Origin of the sequence: Streptomyces sp. NPDC001351, assembly GCF_042896045.1 — a bacterium.
Classification (GTDB): domain Bacteria; phylum Actinomycetota; class Actinomycetes; order Streptomycetales; family Streptomycetaceae; genus Streptomyces.
This window is the reverse complement of sequence record NZ_JBIAWS010000001.1, coordinates 1-13,825: the sequence shown is the minus strand read 5'-3', so window position 1 is coordinate 13,825 and position 13,825 is coordinate 1. Positions and strand designations below refer to the sequence as shown.

Genomic DNA, 13,825 nt, shown 5'->3' with positions numbered 1-13,825 from the left:
GGGCGGGCGTCCGTACGGGCGCCCGCCCTTTCCCGTCAGCGGGCCACCTCAGCAGGTGACCCCGGCCGATTCGGGCAGTGCACGGGTGAGCCCGGCGCGTTCACGGGCGATCGACTTCTCGCCGACGATCACCTGGTCCGGGACGGTGGACTGCGGTGGGACGGCCACCAGGATGTGGTCGCCCTTGTGAAGGGCCTTGCGGAGGGTCTCGTCCTCGATCACCAGGGTGATCGCCTTCTGGGACTTCTCCGGCTTGTACGAGCGGGTCACGTCCAGGGTGATCCGCTCCTGCCCGGCGGTGCCGTGGACCGGCTGCACCGCCGTCACCTCGCCCTCGGCGACCAGGCGGGTGCAGGCGAGGTAGCCGGGGCTGGAGAAGGCGGAGCCTGCCTCGGCCTTGCGGTCCGCCTTGGAGGCTGCCGAGTCGGCGCTGCCGCCCGACATGGTGTCGACTCCGCTGTTGGCCTGCACCAACAGCCAGCCGAGCCCCGACAGCACGGTCGCGACGGCGGCCACGGCGAGGGAGCCGTAGGCGAACCTGCGCGCCCGGCGCCAGTCCCGCGGTACCCGTACCGGAGCGGGCGTCCGCTCCGGCCGCGACTCCCCGGCCAGCGCGTCCCCGATGATCCCGAGCTGCTGCCGCAGCAGCGCCACATCGGCCCTCGCCCTGCGGTGCTCGGCGGCGAAGCCGGCGTCCGCGCGGGCCTCCTCCGGCAGTTCCTCGCCGGTGATCACGGCCATCAGCGCGTCGACGCCGTTGTGTTCGGCGGTCATCTCACACCACCTCGTCCTCGTGCAGGCGGGCGCGCAGAGCCCGTACCGCCGTGTGCAGCCTGCTCTTGACCGTGCCCTCCGGGATGCCGAGCTCGTGGGCTATCGAGCGGACCGGCAGGTCGGCATAGAAGCGCAGGACGAGGACCTGGCGCTGGGAGTCGGGGAGCTCGTCGAGGCCCTGGGCGACAGCCAGGGAGAGCACGCTGGTGTCCTCTCCGGACGGGTGCTCCAGCTGGCGCAGGGAGGCGAGCCGTTCGCCGATCCGCTCCTGCCGCTTCTTGGCCCGGTGCCAGTCCATGGCCAGGTTGGAGGCGACGACGGCGGCCCATGCGGAGACGTCGCGCGGGGCCTCGTACCCCTTCGCCGCCCGCTCCAGCAGCCGCAGACGGACCTGCTGCACCCCGTCCGGCAGGTCCGTCTGCGGCACCCCGCCCAGTGCGAGCACCGCCCGCACCCGGCGTTCCTGAGCCGCGTCCAGAGGATCGCCATGATCGTCCTCCTGGCCACGGCGGGCCTTTCTGCGCAGCACAAGCCACCCCCTCACCGCGTTTCCTCTACGACGCCCGAGGCGGCGGAAACGTTCGGCCGGGCCATGGGAAATCGTGCAGAGGTGTACGTCACACCGACGTGCGCGGCCAGCACAGCTTGCGGCACCGGGCCGTCGTAGAGCGAATTTCTCCAGCTCAGCGCGGGTGCGGGCGGAGTTCCGGAACTGTTGATCGCGGTGCGGCGTCCCAGGTTTCGGGCATGGAGCGCAAAGAATTGGACAGGCGGACCCGGGTCGGCCGCATGATGGAAACGCCGCAGACATACAGGAACACGCAGAAGGAGTCGCCGTGAGGGTCGGAATCGTCGGAGCCACCGGGCAGGTCGGCACGGTCATGCGCAGGATCCTCAAGGAGCGCGACTTCCCCGTGACCGAGCTGCGCCTGTTCGCCTCGGCCCGCTCGGCCGGCACGGAGCTCGACGGTGTGACGGTGGAGGACGCGGCGACCGCCGACTACACCGGCCTGGACATCGTGCTGTTCTCCGCGGGCGGCGCGACCTCGAAGGCGCTGGCCGAGAAGGTGGCCGCGCAGGGCCCCGTCGTGATCGACAACTCCTCGGCCTGGCGCAAGGACCCCGAGGTCCCGCTGGTCGTCTCCGAGGTGAACCCGCACGCGGTCGCGGACCGCCCCAAGGGCATCATCGCCAACCCGAACTGCACGACGATGGCCGCGATGCCGGTCCTGAAGGTGCTGCACGCGGAGGCGGGCCTCGAAGCGCTGGTCGTCGCCACCTACCAGGCGGTGTCCGGCTCGGGTCTGGCGGGCGTCGCGGAGCTGCACGGCCAGGCGCAGAAGGTCGTCGCCGACGCGGACAAGCTGACGCACGACGGCTCGGCGGTGGACTTCCCGGAGCCGGGCGTCTACAAGCGCCCCATCGCCTTCAACGTCCTGCCCTTCGCGGGCAACCTCGTCGAGGACGGTCTGAACGAGACGGACGAGGAGCAGAAGCTCCGCAACGAGTCCCGCAAGATCCTGGAGATCCCCGAGCTCAAGGTCTCCGGCACCTGCGTCCGCGTCCCGGTCTTCTCCGGCCACTCCCTCCAGGTCAACGCCCGCTTCGCCCGCCCGATCTCCCCGGAGCGCGCGACGGAGCTGCTGGCGGGCGCCCCGGGCGTCGCGCTCTCCGAGATCCCGACCCCCCTTGAGGCCGCCGGCCAGGACCCGTCCTACGTGGGTCGCATCCGCCGCGACGAGACGGTGGACAACGGCCTCGCGCTGTTCATCTCCAACGACAACCTCCGCAAGGGCGCGGCCCTGAACGCGGTACAGATCGCGGAGCTGGTGGCGGCCGAGCTGAAGGGCTAAGGCCTCCTGACCTCGTAGAGGAAACAGCCGTACTCGACGGCCCGGACGTGGACGAGCGCCACGGACGGGTCGTCGAATGCGTTGTGGAAGGCCGCGTCGTCGGGGGCCTCCACCAGCTCGCCGCCGAGGATGTGCCCCTCGGCGGAGTAGCGGCGGACCGTGCGGTGGGCGTCGGCGAAGGGGTAGCCGTCGCCGTCCGGGCCCGGGCACTCGTCCGCGTGGATGAAGACCGGCCCCTGCTCGTCGTAGGCCCCGGGCTCGGCGCCCGTCTCGGCCGCCCACCGGCGCAACGGCGCGTACGACACGAGGGCGATCCGCTCCCCCGGCTCGTTGCGGCGCAGACAGCAGCGCAGCGGGGCGCCGCCCTCGTCGTCGGCCACGGGGATCATCGGACGGCCCGCGTCGTCGGTGGTGCGCAGTTCCTTGAGGACGGACGGGGCGATGGGTCGTGCGGTGTACGTCGTCATGCCCCCAGGCTGGCGCGGACGGAGCCGCGGGACCGGCGGGATTCGGACGTGGCGGTCCGGGGGCGTCGACCGGTGTTCCATCGGGAAAACCCTCGTCGCCCTCCCCACGGTCCCGTGGAAGGATGGCTGAACCGACACATGACGAGGAGATGACCCCGTGCCTGGCACAAACCTGACCCGCGACGAGGCGCAGCAGCGGGCGAAGCTGCTCACCGTTGACTCGTACGAGATCGATCTCGACCTCTCCGGCGCGCAGGAGGGCGGCACCTACAGGTCTGTGACGACGGTGCGCTTCGACGTGGCCGAAAACGGCGCCGAGTCCTTCATCGACCTGGTGGCCCCGACCGTCCACGAGGTGACGCTGAACGGCGACAGCCTCGACCCCGCCGAGGTCTTCAAGGACTCGCGGATCGCCCTTCCGGGACTGCTCGAGGGCCGTAACATCCTGCGGGTCGTCGCCGACTGCGCGTACACCAACACGGGTGAGGGGCTGCACCGCTTCGTCGACCCGGTGGACCAGCAGGCCTATCTCTACACCCAGTTCGAGGTCCCGGACGCCCGTCGCGTGTTCGCGTCGTTCGAGCAGCCCGACCTCAAGGCGACCTTCCAGTTCACGGTGAAGGCCCCCTCCGGCTGGACCGTCATCTCCAACTCGCCGACGCCCGAGCCCAAGGACGACACCTGGGTCTTCGAGCCGACGCCGCGGATCTCCAGCTACATCACCGCGCTGATCGTGGGCCCGTACCACTCCGTGCACAGCGTGTACGAGAAGGACGGGCAGAGCGTGCCGCTCGGCATCTACTGCCGGCCCTCGCTCGCCGAGTTCCTCGACTCCGACGCGATCTTCGAGGTCACCCGGCAGGGCTTCGAGTGGTTCCAGGAGAAGTTCGACTACGCGTACCCGTTCAAGAAGTACGACCAGCTGTTCGTGCCGGAGTTCAACGCGGGCGCGATGGAGAACGCGGGTGCGGTGACCATCCGGGACCAGTACGTGTTCCGTTCCAAGGTCACCGACGCGTCGTACGAGCTGCGCGCGGAGACCATCCTGCACGAGCTGGCGCACATGTGGTTCGGCGACCTGGTCACCATGGAGTGGTGGAACGACCTGTGGCTGAACGAGTCGTTCGCCACGTACACGTCGATCGCATGCCAGTCGTACCACCCGGAGTCCCGCTGGCCGCACTCGTGGACGACCTTCGCCAACTCCATGAAGACGTGGGCCTACCGGCAGGACCAGCTGCCCTCCACCCACCCGATCATGGCCGAGATCAACGACCTGGACGACGTCCTGGTCAACTTCGACGGCATCACCTACGCCAAGGGCGCCAGCGTCCTGAAGCAGCTGGTCGCGTACGTCGGCATGGACGAGTTCTTCGGTGGTGTGCAGGCGTACTTCAAGCGTCACGCGTACGGCAACACCCGCCTGTCCGACCTGCTGGGCGCGCTGGAGGAGACCTCCGGGCGCGATCTGAAGAACTGGTCGGAGAAATGGCTGCAGACGGCGGGCATCAACGTCCTGCGGCCCGAGATCGAGACGGACGCCGCCGGTGTCGTCACCTCCTTCGCCATCCGCCAGGAGGCCCCGGCGCTCCCCGCGGGCGCCAAGGGCGAGCCGACGCTCCGCCCGCACCGCATCGCGGTGGGCCTGTACGAGCTCGACGAGGACAGCGGCAAGCTGGTCCGTGACGAGCGCGTCGAGCTGGACGTCGACGGCGAGCTGACCGCCGTACCGCAGCTGGTCGGCAGGCGCCGCCCGGCCGTCGTGCTGCTCAACGACGACGACCTGTCGTACGCCAAGGTCCGCCTCGACGAGGAGTCCCTGGCGTTCGTCACCGAGCACCTCGGCGACTTCGCGTCGTCCCTGCCCCGCGCCCTGTGCTGGGCGTCGGCCTGGGACATGACCCGGGACGCGGAGCTCGCCACCCGCGACTACCTCTCGCTGGTCCTGTCGGGCATCGGCAAGGAGTCCGACATCGGTGTCGTGCAGTCGCTGCACCGCCAGGTGAAGCTGGCGATCGACCTGTACGCCGACCCGGCGGCCCGCGAGGCCCTGCTCACCCGCTGGACCGACGCCACGCTGGCCCACCTGCGCGCGGCCGAGCCGGGCAGCGACCACCAGCTGGCCTGGGCGCGGGCGTTCGCGGCGACCGCCAGGACACCCGAGCAGCTGGACCTGCTGGAGGCGCTGCTCGACGGTTCGCAGACGATCGAGGGTCTGGTCGTCGACACCGAGCTGCGCTGGGCGTTCGTGCAGCGGCTGGCCGCGGTGGGCCGCTACGACGAGGCGGAGATCGCCGGCGAGTACGAGCGGGACAGGACCGCCGCGGGTGAGCGCCATGCGGCCAGCGCCCGTGCTGCCCGGCCGACCGTGGAGGCGAAGGCGGAGGTCTGGGCGCAGGTCGTGGAGTCCGACAAGCTGCCGAACGCCGTCCAGGAGGCGGTCATCGGCGGCTTCGTCCAGACCGACCAGCGCGAGCTGCTCGCCCCGTACGCCGAGAAGTACTTCGAGGTGGTCAAGGACATCTGGGACGCCCGCTCGCACGAGATCGCCCAGCAGATCGTGGTCGGTCTCTACCCGTCCGTCCAGGTGTCGCAGGAGACCCTGGACCGGACGGACGCCTGGCTCGCCTCCGCCGAGCCCAGCGCGGCCCTGCGGCGCCTGGTCTCCGAGTCCCGGTCGGGAGTGGAGCGCGCGCTGAAGGCGCAGGCGGCGGACGCACAGGCGTAGTCGCCCCGAGCAGTACGAGAACGAGGGCGCCCGGTGTCACACCGGGCGCCCTTCCTCGTGTCCGCGCTCAGGTTCTCGTTCCTGCGCTCAGCGCACGACCATCCCGCCCGTCACGTTGACGAACGTGCCGGTGATGCCGGCCGCGTGGTCGGAGGCGAGGAAGACCGCGGTGGCGGCCACCTCGGCGAGGGTCGGGTTGCGGCGGGTCATCCGCATTCCGGCGAGGTTGTCGACGATCCCCTGGACGGCCGCTTCGTCGATCGCCGGGTTGACCGCGGAGAGCTTCTCGACGGTGAAGGTCTCGGGTACGCCGGCCGCCCACAGGCCCACGGCGCGCACCCCACGCGGGCCGCACTCCAGGGCCAGGTTGCGGACGAGGGTGTCGATGGCGGCATCGGCGGGTCCCGTGCCGCCCATCATCGGACTGCCGTGCGCGGAGCCGCTGTTGAGGGTGAGGATCACGCCGGAGCCGCGCTCGGCCATCCGGCGGGCGGCGCCACGCGCGGTGATGAAGTTGGCGCGGACGCCGTCCAGCAACGGCCGCAGGAAGTCGTCCACGGGCATGTCGGTGAGCGGGGCGCCCTGCACATCGCCGCGGGTGACGAGGTTGAACGAGATGTCGACGTCCCCGACGCCCGCGAGGTGCTCTTCGACGGCCGCCTCGTCGAGGGCGTCCACGACGGCGACCTCGGCGTCCTTGATGTCGGCGGCCACGGCCTCCAGCGTTTCCCGGGTCCGTCCGACCAGGTGGACGCGTGCGCCCTCGGCGGCGAAGGCGCGGGCGACCGCACCGCCGATCGAGCCGCCGGCGCCGTAGATGATCGCGGTCTTGTCGGTGAGCAGCATGGTGATCTCCTCGGTGGAGGTGTTCCGTATCGGTCGGTCATACAGACGCACCGCGCCCCGATCACTCATCGGTCCTCACAGCCGCAGCGGCAGTCCGAAGGCCGGGAACAGATGCGGTTCGAAGGACGTGATCTCCACGATCCGGTCGTCGGCGTCGAAGCGCAGGACGTCGAGGACCTGGGCGCGGTGAACGTGCGTACCGGGTCTGCGGACGTAACCGCCCGCCGCGAGCTGCCCGTTGGCGCGGGCGGGCAGATGGCGCCAGTGGCCGAAGAACATGGGGGACGCGGGGTCGAGGGTGGGGCGCAGGAACTCGACGAGGGCGTCCCGGCCGGTGAACCAGAACGGGTTGGGCGGCATGGTGAGCGTGACGTCCTTGCTGAGCAGGTCGGTCATCGCGGCGAAGTCGAGCTGCTCGGCGGCGGTCATGTACCGCTGCAGTACGGTGCGTTGGGCTTCCGTCGGCTCGCCCGCGCTCCACTCGGCGCGCTGCCCGGGCAGATGGTCACGGAGGGTGGGCCGGGCGCGCTGCAGGGCGCTGTTGGCGGAGGCCACGGTCAGGTCGAGGGCCTCCGCGGTCTCGGCGGCGGTGAGGCCGAGCACGTCCCGCAGGATCAGTACGGCCCGCTGGCGGGGCGGGAGGTGCTGGATGGCGGTGAGGAAGACCAGCTCCAGGGTCTCGCGGGAGACCGCGGCGACGTCCGGCCGGTCCTCCTCGGCCGTGGGCAGTTCGTCGTCCGGGTAGGGCTGCAGCCAGGTGATGCGTGCGGGTGCCTCGCCGGTGCCGTGGTTCATGCCGGGGATGGGCTCGTAGCGCTGCGGGCGGCGGGCGGTGCGGCGCTGGAAGTCCAGGCAGGCGTTGGTGGCGATGCGGTACAGCCAGGTGCGGGCGCCGGCGCGCCCCTCGAAGGACTCCCGGGCCCGCCAGGCCCGCAGGAAGGTCTCCTGCACCAGGTCCTCGGCGTCGTCGTAGGAGCCCGTCATGCGGTAGCAGTGGACGTGGATCTCCCGGCGGTGGGACTCGGTGAGGGTGGCGAAGTCGGCTTCCGTGAGGGGGATTTCCGTAACGGCCTTCCGTGTTACGGAGGGCTCGGTGGGCCTCGGGTGTTCCTTCGCGGTGTCGCGGGCGGTCCGGGCGACCCGCCGCAAACGCGCCACGGCGGCCGACAGGTCGGCCACCCCGGAGTACAGGACCGACGGCGGCTGCGGTGTGAGTTCCTGGACCTGCCGCCCGATGTCGTCGATCAGGCCCTGCACACTGGCCCCCGTCCCCGTTCCCTGCCGCTCCCGGTATGCCTTCTGCCGGCAGGCGGCCGAGCAGTACACGGAGCTGCGGCCGGTGCGGCCCGCCCGTGCGGGGAGCGGTTTGCCGCAGTTGGCACAGGTGTCGGCGACCACGGGCACCTCCGGGGTGGTGAAGGCATTGCGTCACGCGGGGACGGTGTGACGCTATCGCGATACGGGGGCCCCGGGGGGCCTCCGGTCACGCCGGTTCGGACGGCCGGGTGAGGTGGGTGCGGGCGACCTTGCGGAACGCGGACACCAGTCGGCTGCGGTCCCCGGCGCGGGTGGCGAGGGCGACCTGGCTGGGTGCCACGCCGTGCAGCGGGATCGCGGTGAGGTCGGGGCGCAGCCGGACGCCGGTCGGGTAGGCCGTGATGACCAGGGCCTCCCCGGCGGCGACGACCTCGAACTTGTCCTCCAGGTCCAGGATCTCCGGGCCGTCGGGCACGGGGCGGCCGTCCGGCCGGGGTTCCAGGCGCCAGAAGGACGCCCAGGCGGGGTCGGCGCCGGTGATCCGGGGCATCGGCTCGTCCGCGATGTCGTCGACGGTGACGGACTCCTTGCCGGCCAGGCGGTGATCGACGGGGACCACCACGGCCCTGGGCTCGTCGTAGAGGACGGTCACCTCCAACTGGTCGGTGGCGAAGGGCAGCCGGGTCACCACGGCGTCCACCCGGCGTTCGAGCAGCGCGGCGCGCGCCCCGTCCCAGCGCAGATGCCGGCTGCGTACGTCGGCGTCCGGATGCCGGCGCCGTAGCTCGCGCACGGCCGCGGTGACGATCAGACCGCTGGTGAAGCCGACGGTGAACCGGCTGGGCTCGGCGGCGGCCCTGGTCTCCGCGGCCGCCTGCTCGGCGGCGCCCAGCAACGCCCGCGCACGCGGCAGGAACACCTCACCGGCCTCGGTGAGCCGGGTGCCGCGCGGGGTGCGGTCCAGCAGCCGGGCGCCGAGCTGCTGTTCCAGGGCCGCGATCTGCCGGCTCAGGGACGGCTGGGTGATGTGCAGGGCCTCGGCGGCACGCCCGAAGTGGCGGTGTTCGGCCACGGCGGTGAAGTACCGGACCAGACGGAGGTCGAGGTCAGCCATGCATCCACCTTACTCACCTGCGGTGATGCCCGAACCGTATTGCTCGATGCGGAACAGGCTTTGGACGCGGCCACCGTGTCCTTCGGAGGATGGAGGCACATCCACTCACCACCTTCGAAGGGCTGCACCATGCGCGTATTCGTCACGGGCGCGACCGGTTTCATCGGCTCCGCGGTCGTCCGCGAACTCCTCGACGCCGGGCACCGGGTCACAGGGCTGGCCCGCTCCGACGCCTCCGCCGAGGCCCTGCGGGCCGCCGGAGCCGAGGTGCGTCGCGGGGACCTCGCCGACCCGGCAGGTCTCGCCGAGGGGGCGGCCGCGGCCGACGCCGTCGCCCACCTCGCGTTCATCCACGACTTCTCGGGAACCTTCGACTTCGCCGCCGCGTGCGCGGCCGACCTGCGGGCCGTCGAGGCGATCGGGGCGGCGCTGGAGGGCTCGGACAAGCCCTTCGTGATGTCCTCCGGTACGGCGCTGCTGCAGCCGGGAAGGCTCAACACCGAGGAGGACACGGCCCCGCCGGAGTCGTTCGGGGCGGTCCGCGCGCGCAGCGAGGACGCGGCCGTGGCGCTGGCCGACCGCGGGGTCAGGTCGGCGGCCGTCCGGTTCTCCCCGACCGTGCACGGCCGGGGGGACAAGGGCTTCGTCTCGATGCTGATCGCCACCGCCCGCGAGAAGGGCTTCGCGGCGTACGTCGAAGACGGCGCCAACCGCTGGCCGGCCGTGCACCGCACGGACGCGGCACGTGTGGTCCGCCTCGCCCTGGAGTCGGCGCCCGCCGGCACCCGTCTGCACGCCGTGGGCGAGGAGAGCGTCCGGTTCCGGGACATCGCCGCCGTCATCGGCCGCCACCTGGACGTCCCGGTCAGGAGCATCACCGCCGAGGAGGCGCCCGCCCACTTCGGCTGGCTGGCGCACGTCGTCGGCCTCGACGTTCCGGCCTCGAACACGCTGACCCGCAAGTGGCTCGGCTGGGAGCCGACGGGACCCGGCCTGATCGAGGACCTGGAGGAGGGGCACTACTTCAGCGCGTGACGGCCCGCGCCCCCTCGGAGAGCTCCCCCGCCACCTCCCGCAAGGCCCCGAGCACCCGCCCGACGGCCGCTCCTTCCCCCGCCCCTTTCCGGACGGCCGCCACCACGTGCCGTCGGGGCCGGTCCTCCGTCAGCTGCCGCATCGCGACGCCCTCCCTCCCCACGACCGCCATGCGGGGCACCAGCGCGACGCCCATGCCGGCCTCCACCATCGCCAGGATCGCGGTCCACCCGGCCGCCGAATGGCCCTGCACGGGGCTGAACCCGGCCGCCTCGCAGGCCCCGCGGGTGATGTCCGACCAGGGCCCGCTGCCGCCGAAGATCCACGGCTCCCCGGCGAGGTCGGCCAGCCGCAGCCCTTCGGCGGCAGCGAGCGGGTGGTCGCGGGGCAGGGCCAGGTCGAGGGGGTCGGCGAGCAGCGGGACACGGGTGAAGCGGGGGTCGGCGGCGGTCGGGGCCTGGGCGGCGAGGGAGAGCGCGAGGTCGACGTCGCCTGCGGCCAGCAGCTCGTACGCCTCCCCCGCCTCCGCCTCCCGCACCCGTACGGTCACGCCGGGGTGCCGGGTGCGCAGCGCCCGTACGGCAGGTACGACCAGAGCCGGTACGGCCGTGGAGAAGGCGCCGACCCGCACCTCGCCGGCCTCGCCCTGCGTGTAGGCCGCCAACTCGGCGTCGGCGCGCTCCAGTTGCTCGAACACGGCCTCCGCGTGCCGCAGCACCAGCCGCGCCGCGTCCGTCAGCCGCACCCGCCGCCCCTGCGCCTCCAGCAGGGGCACCCCGAGCTGCCTGGCCAGGTTGGTCAGCTGCTGGGACACCGCGGAGGGCGTCATCCGCAGCGCCTCGGCGGTCGCGGTGACCGTCTCCCGCTCCCTGAGCGTCCGCAGGATCTGCAGCTTCCGGATGTCCCACTCGACCATGGCGGCAACCTATACGGCGGCGCCCAGCACCACCCCGCCGAGGATCAGCGCCATGCTCAGGGCCTGCGTCCGGCCGACCTGCTCCCCGAGCACCGCCCAGGACAGCAGGGCCACGCACACCGGCTGCAGGTGGTAGACCGCTCCCGCCCGGGCCGCACCGACCAGGCCGATCGCCTTGTTCCAGGCGAAGAACGCGACGGCGGAGGAGGCGACGCCGACGTAGAGGAGCGGGAGGACGGTCCCGGGCGTCGGGGTGAAGGCACCCTGCGCCGCCACGCTCACGGCCTGGGCGGGCAGCAGCAGGCCGGTGCCGAACAGGAAGGCCGTGAACAGGAAGGCCGTACCGCCGAGTCCGGCCGGCCTGCGCCGCAGCAGCGCACTGTACGAGCCGAAGCAGCAGGCGGCGGTGACCATCCAGAGGTCCCCCGCGGCAAGTCCGGCTCCCCCGCCCATCAGCAGTACGACGCCCCCGCAGGCCGTCGCCAGCCCCGTGACCCGGCGCGCTCCCAGCCGCCCTCCGCCCACCCGCTCGAACGCCGCCATCAGCACGGGCGAGGCGGCCATGATCATGCCCATGTTGGCGGCCGGGACGGTCAGCGCGGCCTGGTTGACCAGGGTGTTGTAGACGGTGACCCCGAGGAGCGAGGCCAGCAGCACGAACCCGAGGTGACGTCGTACCAGCTCCCGCTGCCGCCAGGCCCGTCGCGCCCCGAAGGGCGCCACAGAGACCAGCGCGACCACCCACCGCCAGAACGCCTGCTGCACCGGCGGCACGCTGTCGTGCAGCGCCCGAGAGGTGACGAAGCTGCCGGACCAGACGACAGTGGCGAGGGCGGCGAGGGCGAGTCCTCGCAGCGAGCGGGTGGTGACAGTGGGGGCGGTCCGGTCGAGGGCGACGGCCACGGAGGTCCTTTCGGCGACGGGTGATCTCGGTCGATCTACCGTCGCAGGGACACACCTGTCAGGTCCATCGAATCTTTTCGACCATTCATTTCAGCAGAACTGAACGATCGAGGGCGAGCGGGCCTCGTCGCCTGCCCCGCCACCGTCGCGCCGAACGCCAGCGCCATGCCCGCGAGCTGGACCGGGGTGAGCGCCTGACCGAGGACCGCCCAGCCGACCACCGCCGCGGTCAGCGGGGAGAGCGGGCCGAGGAAGGTGACCTGGGTGGCGGTGAGGCGGCCGATGCCGCGGAACCAGAGCCAGTAGGCGACGGCCGTGTTGGCGAGGGCGAGGTAGAGATAGCCGCCGATCGCGCGGGCGTCGAGCGCGGGCGGGGCGCCCTCGACGAGGAGGGCGAGCGGGGCGATGAGCAGCCCGCCGGCCGTCAACTGCCAGCCGGTGAGCGCCAGCGGGCCCACACCCTCCGGTCGCCCCCACTTCTTGGTCAGCACCGTGCCGGTGGACATCGACGCCGACGAGGCGAGGGCGGCCAGCACACCGACGGCGTCGAGCGCTCCGGCCGCCTTCAGGACGACGAGACTCACGCCGAACGCCGCCACGACCCCGGCGGTCAGCGCCCGCCCCGTCGGCCGCTGCCCCAGCAGCAGCGCCGACAGCCCGACCACGAACAGCGGCCCGACCGAGCCGACGACGGCCGCCATGCCGCCGGGCAGCCGGTACGCGGACAGGAACAGCAGCGGGAAGAAGGCACCGATGTTCAGCGCACCGAGCACGGCCGCCCTCCACCACCAGGCACCGCGCGGCAGCACCCGGGTGACGGCCAGCAGCAGCAGACCGGCGGGCAGGGCCCGCGCCAGAGCGGTGAACAGGGGACGGTCGGCCGGGAGGAACTGGGTGGTGACGGCGTAGGTGGTGCCCCAGGAGACGGGGGCGAGGGCGGTGAGCAGGACGGTCGCGGTCCGATTCATGACCGGGTCCCTTCGGAGTGACGGAAGGTGGCGTTCCGTGCGGATCAGGGGCAGCCTGTCGCCGATTGACTTGGCAGTGATTAGCTTAGCGCTAAGCAACTTTCCGTCAAGCTACTTTCTTGCGAGTGACTCTGCTGATGCGGATACTCGGGACATGAGTGCACAGCGCAAGGACGCCGTCGACGCGATCATCGAGCAGTGGGCGGAGGTGCGACCGGACCTCGACACCAGGGCGATGGAGGTCTTCGGGCGGATCTACCGCCTCTCCCGCACCATGGGCGACCGCATGGAGAAGGCGTACGCCCCGCACGGCATCTCACGCGGCGAGTTCGACGTGCTGGCGACCCTGCGCCGCTCGGGAGAGCCGTACACCCTCTCGCCGCGCCAGCTCTCGGCGGCCCTGATGCTCACCACGGGCGGCATGACCGGCCGCCTGGACAAACTGGAACGCGCGGGCCTGCTGCGCCGCTCCCCCGACCCGCACGACCGCCGGGCCCTCCAGGTGACGCTCACCGAGAAAGGGCTGACGGTCATCGACGAGGCGGTCGGCGCGGGCCTGGCCGTCCAGACCGCGGCGCTGTCCACCATGAATGACGAACAGGCCGGCCAACTGGCCGACCTGCTACGGGAGTTGCTGGCGGGGGCGCAGGAGGCCGAGCACTAGCCCACGTACCGGGCCACCGCTTCCACCGGTCCTTGCGGGCACCTGGTCCTCGTCGGCCTCGGGGGTGGTCAGTACCCCGGGGAGGGCCGCCCGCCGCCGGGCCGCCGAACCCGTGAGAACACAGCGGGGGGGGGGGGGGGGGGCCGCCCGGGGGGGGGGGGGGGCCCCCCCCCGGGGGGGGGGGGGGGGGGGGGGGGGGGGGGGGGGGGGCGGCGTCGACATCCCCGGGCTCGGCGACATCGGGAACATCGGCGGGCTGCTGCCCGACAACATCGGCAACCTCATCCATGCGAAGGCGGC

The 13,825-nt window shown here is 72.2% G+C and carries 13 protein-coding genes; 4 read left to right on the top strand and 9 right to left on the bottom strand.

Annotation, left to right across the window (positions count from 1 at the left end; genetic code table 11):
• Positions 1–48: 48 nt before the first annotated feature.
• Both ACFY1U_RS00065 and ACFY1U_RS00060 read right to left on the bottom strand, forming a co-directional pair.
• Positions 49–774 (bottom strand): hypothetical protein, encoded by a 726-nt coding sequence (locus ACFY1U_RS00065; RefSeq protein ID WP_390691863.1) that lies wholly within the window; start codon positions 772–774, stop codon positions 49–51.
• Position 775: 1 nt separating this feature from the next.
• The gene (locus tag ACFY1U_RS00060; RefSeq protein ID WP_390691862.1) at positions 776–1,303 is read right to left on the bottom strand and encodes a sigma-70 family RNA polymerase sigma factor; all 528 of its coding nucleotides are present in this window, start codon (positions 1,301–1,303) and stop codon (positions 776–778) included.
• Positions 1,304–1,610: 307 nt separating this feature from the next.
• Between ACFY1U_RS00060 and ACFY1U_RS00055 the strand changes: the two genes are divergently transcribed.
• Positions 1,611–2,627, top strand: a complete 1,017-nt coding sequence (locus ACFY1U_RS00055; protein WP_390691861.1) for an aspartate-semialdehyde dehydrogenase — start codon at positions 1,611–1,613, stop codon at positions 2,625–2,627.
• Here ACFY1U_RS00055 and ACFY1U_RS00050 read toward each other — a convergent pair.
• Entirely contained in the window at positions 2,624–3,094 is a 471-nt protein-coding gene (locus ACFY1U_RS00050; RefSeq protein ID WP_390691860.1) for a DUF1203 domain-containing protein, read from the bottom strand. The two genes, ACFY1U_RS00055 and ACFY1U_RS00050, sit on opposite strands and share 4 nt — an antisense overlap.
• Before the next feature lie 157 nt (positions 3,095–3,251).
• On the opposite strand from ACFY1U_RS00050, the gene pepN reads away from it, so the two are divergent.
• The gene (gene pepN / locus ACFY1U_RS00045; protein ID WP_390691859.1) at positions 3,252–5,822 is read left to right on the top strand and encodes an aminopeptidase N; all 2,571 of its coding nucleotides are present in this window, start codon (positions 3,252–3,254) and stop codon (positions 5,820–5,822) included.
• Between the two features lie 87 nt (positions 5,823–5,909).
• Here the strand turns inward: pepN and ACFY1U_RS00040 are convergent, their stop codons facing one another.
• The 3 genes from ACFY1U_RS00040 to ACFY1U_RS00030 all read right to left on the bottom strand — a co-directional run bounded on the left by ACFY1U_RS00040 (position 5,910) and on the right by ACFY1U_RS00030 (position 9,039).
• Positions 5,910–6,668: an SDR family NAD(P)-dependent oxidoreductase gene (locus tag ACFY1U_RS00040; protein ID WP_390691858.1), complete on the bottom strand. Its 759-nt coding sequence runs from the start codon at positions 6,666–6,668 to the stop codon at positions 5,910–5,912.
• 75 nt (positions 6,669–6,743) lie between these two features.
• Entirely contained in the window at positions 6,744–8,066 is a 1,323-nt protein-coding gene (locus tag ACFY1U_RS00035; protein ID WP_390691857.1) for a sigma-70 family RNA polymerase sigma factor, read from the bottom strand.
• A gap of 85 nt (positions 8,067–8,151) precedes the next feature.
• On the bottom strand, positions 8,152–9,039 hold the full coding sequence (locus ACFY1U_RS00030; RefSeq protein ID WP_390691856.1) for a LysR family transcriptional regulator: 888 nt from the start codon (positions 9,037–9,039) through the stop codon (positions 8,152–8,154).
• A gap of 129 nt (positions 9,040–9,168) precedes the next feature.
• Between ACFY1U_RS00030 and ACFY1U_RS00025 the strand changes: the two genes are divergently transcribed.
• Complete coding sequence (locus tag ACFY1U_RS00025) at positions 9,169–10,074, top strand: SDR family oxidoreductase (protein WP_390691855.1); 906 nt, start codon at positions 9,169–9,171, stop codon at positions 10,072–10,074.
• On the opposite strand, the gene ACFY1U_RS00020 is transcribed toward ACFY1U_RS00025, so the two are convergent.
• The 3 genes from ACFY1U_RS00020 to ACFY1U_RS00010 are packed head-to-tail and all read right to left on the bottom strand — an operon-like array spanning position 10,064 to position 12,861.
• The gene (locus ACFY1U_RS00020) at positions 10,064–10,990 is read right to left on the bottom strand and encodes a LysR substrate-binding domain-containing protein (protein ID WP_390691854.1); all 927 of its coding nucleotides are present in this window, start codon (positions 10,988–10,990) and stop codon (positions 10,064–10,066) included. The genes ACFY1U_RS00025 and ACFY1U_RS00020 overlap by 11 nt on opposite strands.
• Positions 10,991–10,999: 9 nt before the next feature.
• Entirely contained in the window at positions 11,000–11,893 is an 894-nt protein-coding gene (locus tag ACFY1U_RS00015; RefSeq protein ID WP_390691853.1) for a DMT family transporter, read from the bottom strand.
• Positions 11,894–11,928: 35 nt separating this feature from the next.
• On the bottom strand, positions 11,929–12,861 hold the full coding sequence (locus ACFY1U_RS00010) for an EamA family transporter (protein ID WP_390691852.1): 933 nt from the start codon (positions 12,859–12,861) through the stop codon (positions 11,929–11,931).
• A gap of 154 nt (positions 12,862–13,015) precedes the next feature.
• Between ACFY1U_RS00010 and ACFY1U_RS00005 the strand changes: the two genes are divergently transcribed.
• Positions 13,016–13,525 carry a MarR family winged helix-turn-helix transcriptional regulator gene (locus ACFY1U_RS00005; protein ID WP_390691851.1) on the top strand — a complete coding sequence of 170 codons (510 nt, stop codon included), beginning with the start codon at positions 13,016–13,018 and terminating at the stop codon, positions 13,523–13,525.
• The last annotated feature ends 300 nt before the right edge of the window (positions 13,526–13,825 follow it).

What these genes read in the sequence shown, in the direction of transcription:
- ACFY1U_RS00050 (WP_390691860.1), bottom strand. Translation starts at nt 3,094, where the DNA reads ATGACGACGTACACCGCACGACCCATCGCCCCGTCCGTCCTCAAGGAA.
- ACFY1U_RS00010 (WP_390691852.1), bottom strand. Translation starts at nt 12,861, where the DNA reads ATGAATCGGACCGCGACCGTCCTGCTCACCGCCCTCGCCCCCGTCTCC.
- ACFY1U_RS00020 (WP_390691854.1), bottom strand. Translation starts at nt 10,990, where the DNA reads ATGGTCGAGTGGGACATCCGGAAGCTGCAGATCCTGCGGACGCTCAGG.
- ACFY1U_RS00005 (WP_390691851.1), top strand. Translation starts at nt 13,016, where the DNA reads ATGAGTGCACAGCGCAAGGACGCCGTCGACGCGATCATCGAGCAGTGG.
- ACFY1U_RS00025 (WP_390691855.1), top strand. Translation starts at nt 9,169, where the DNA reads ATGCGCGTATTCGTCACGGGCGCGACCGGTTTCATCGGCTCCGCGGTC.
- ACFY1U_RS00030 (WP_390691856.1), bottom strand. Translation starts at nt 9,039, where the DNA reads ATGGCTGACCTCGACCTCCGTCTGGTCCGGTACTTCACCGCCGTGGCC.
- ACFY1U_RS00065 (WP_390691863.1), bottom strand. Translation starts at nt 774, where the DNA reads ATGACCGCCGAACACAACGGCGTCGACGCGCTGATGGCCGTGATCACC.
- ACFY1U_RS00040 (WP_390691858.1), bottom strand. Translation starts at nt 6,668, where the DNA reads ATGCTGCTCACCGACAAGACCGCGATCATCTACGGCGCCGGCGGCTCG.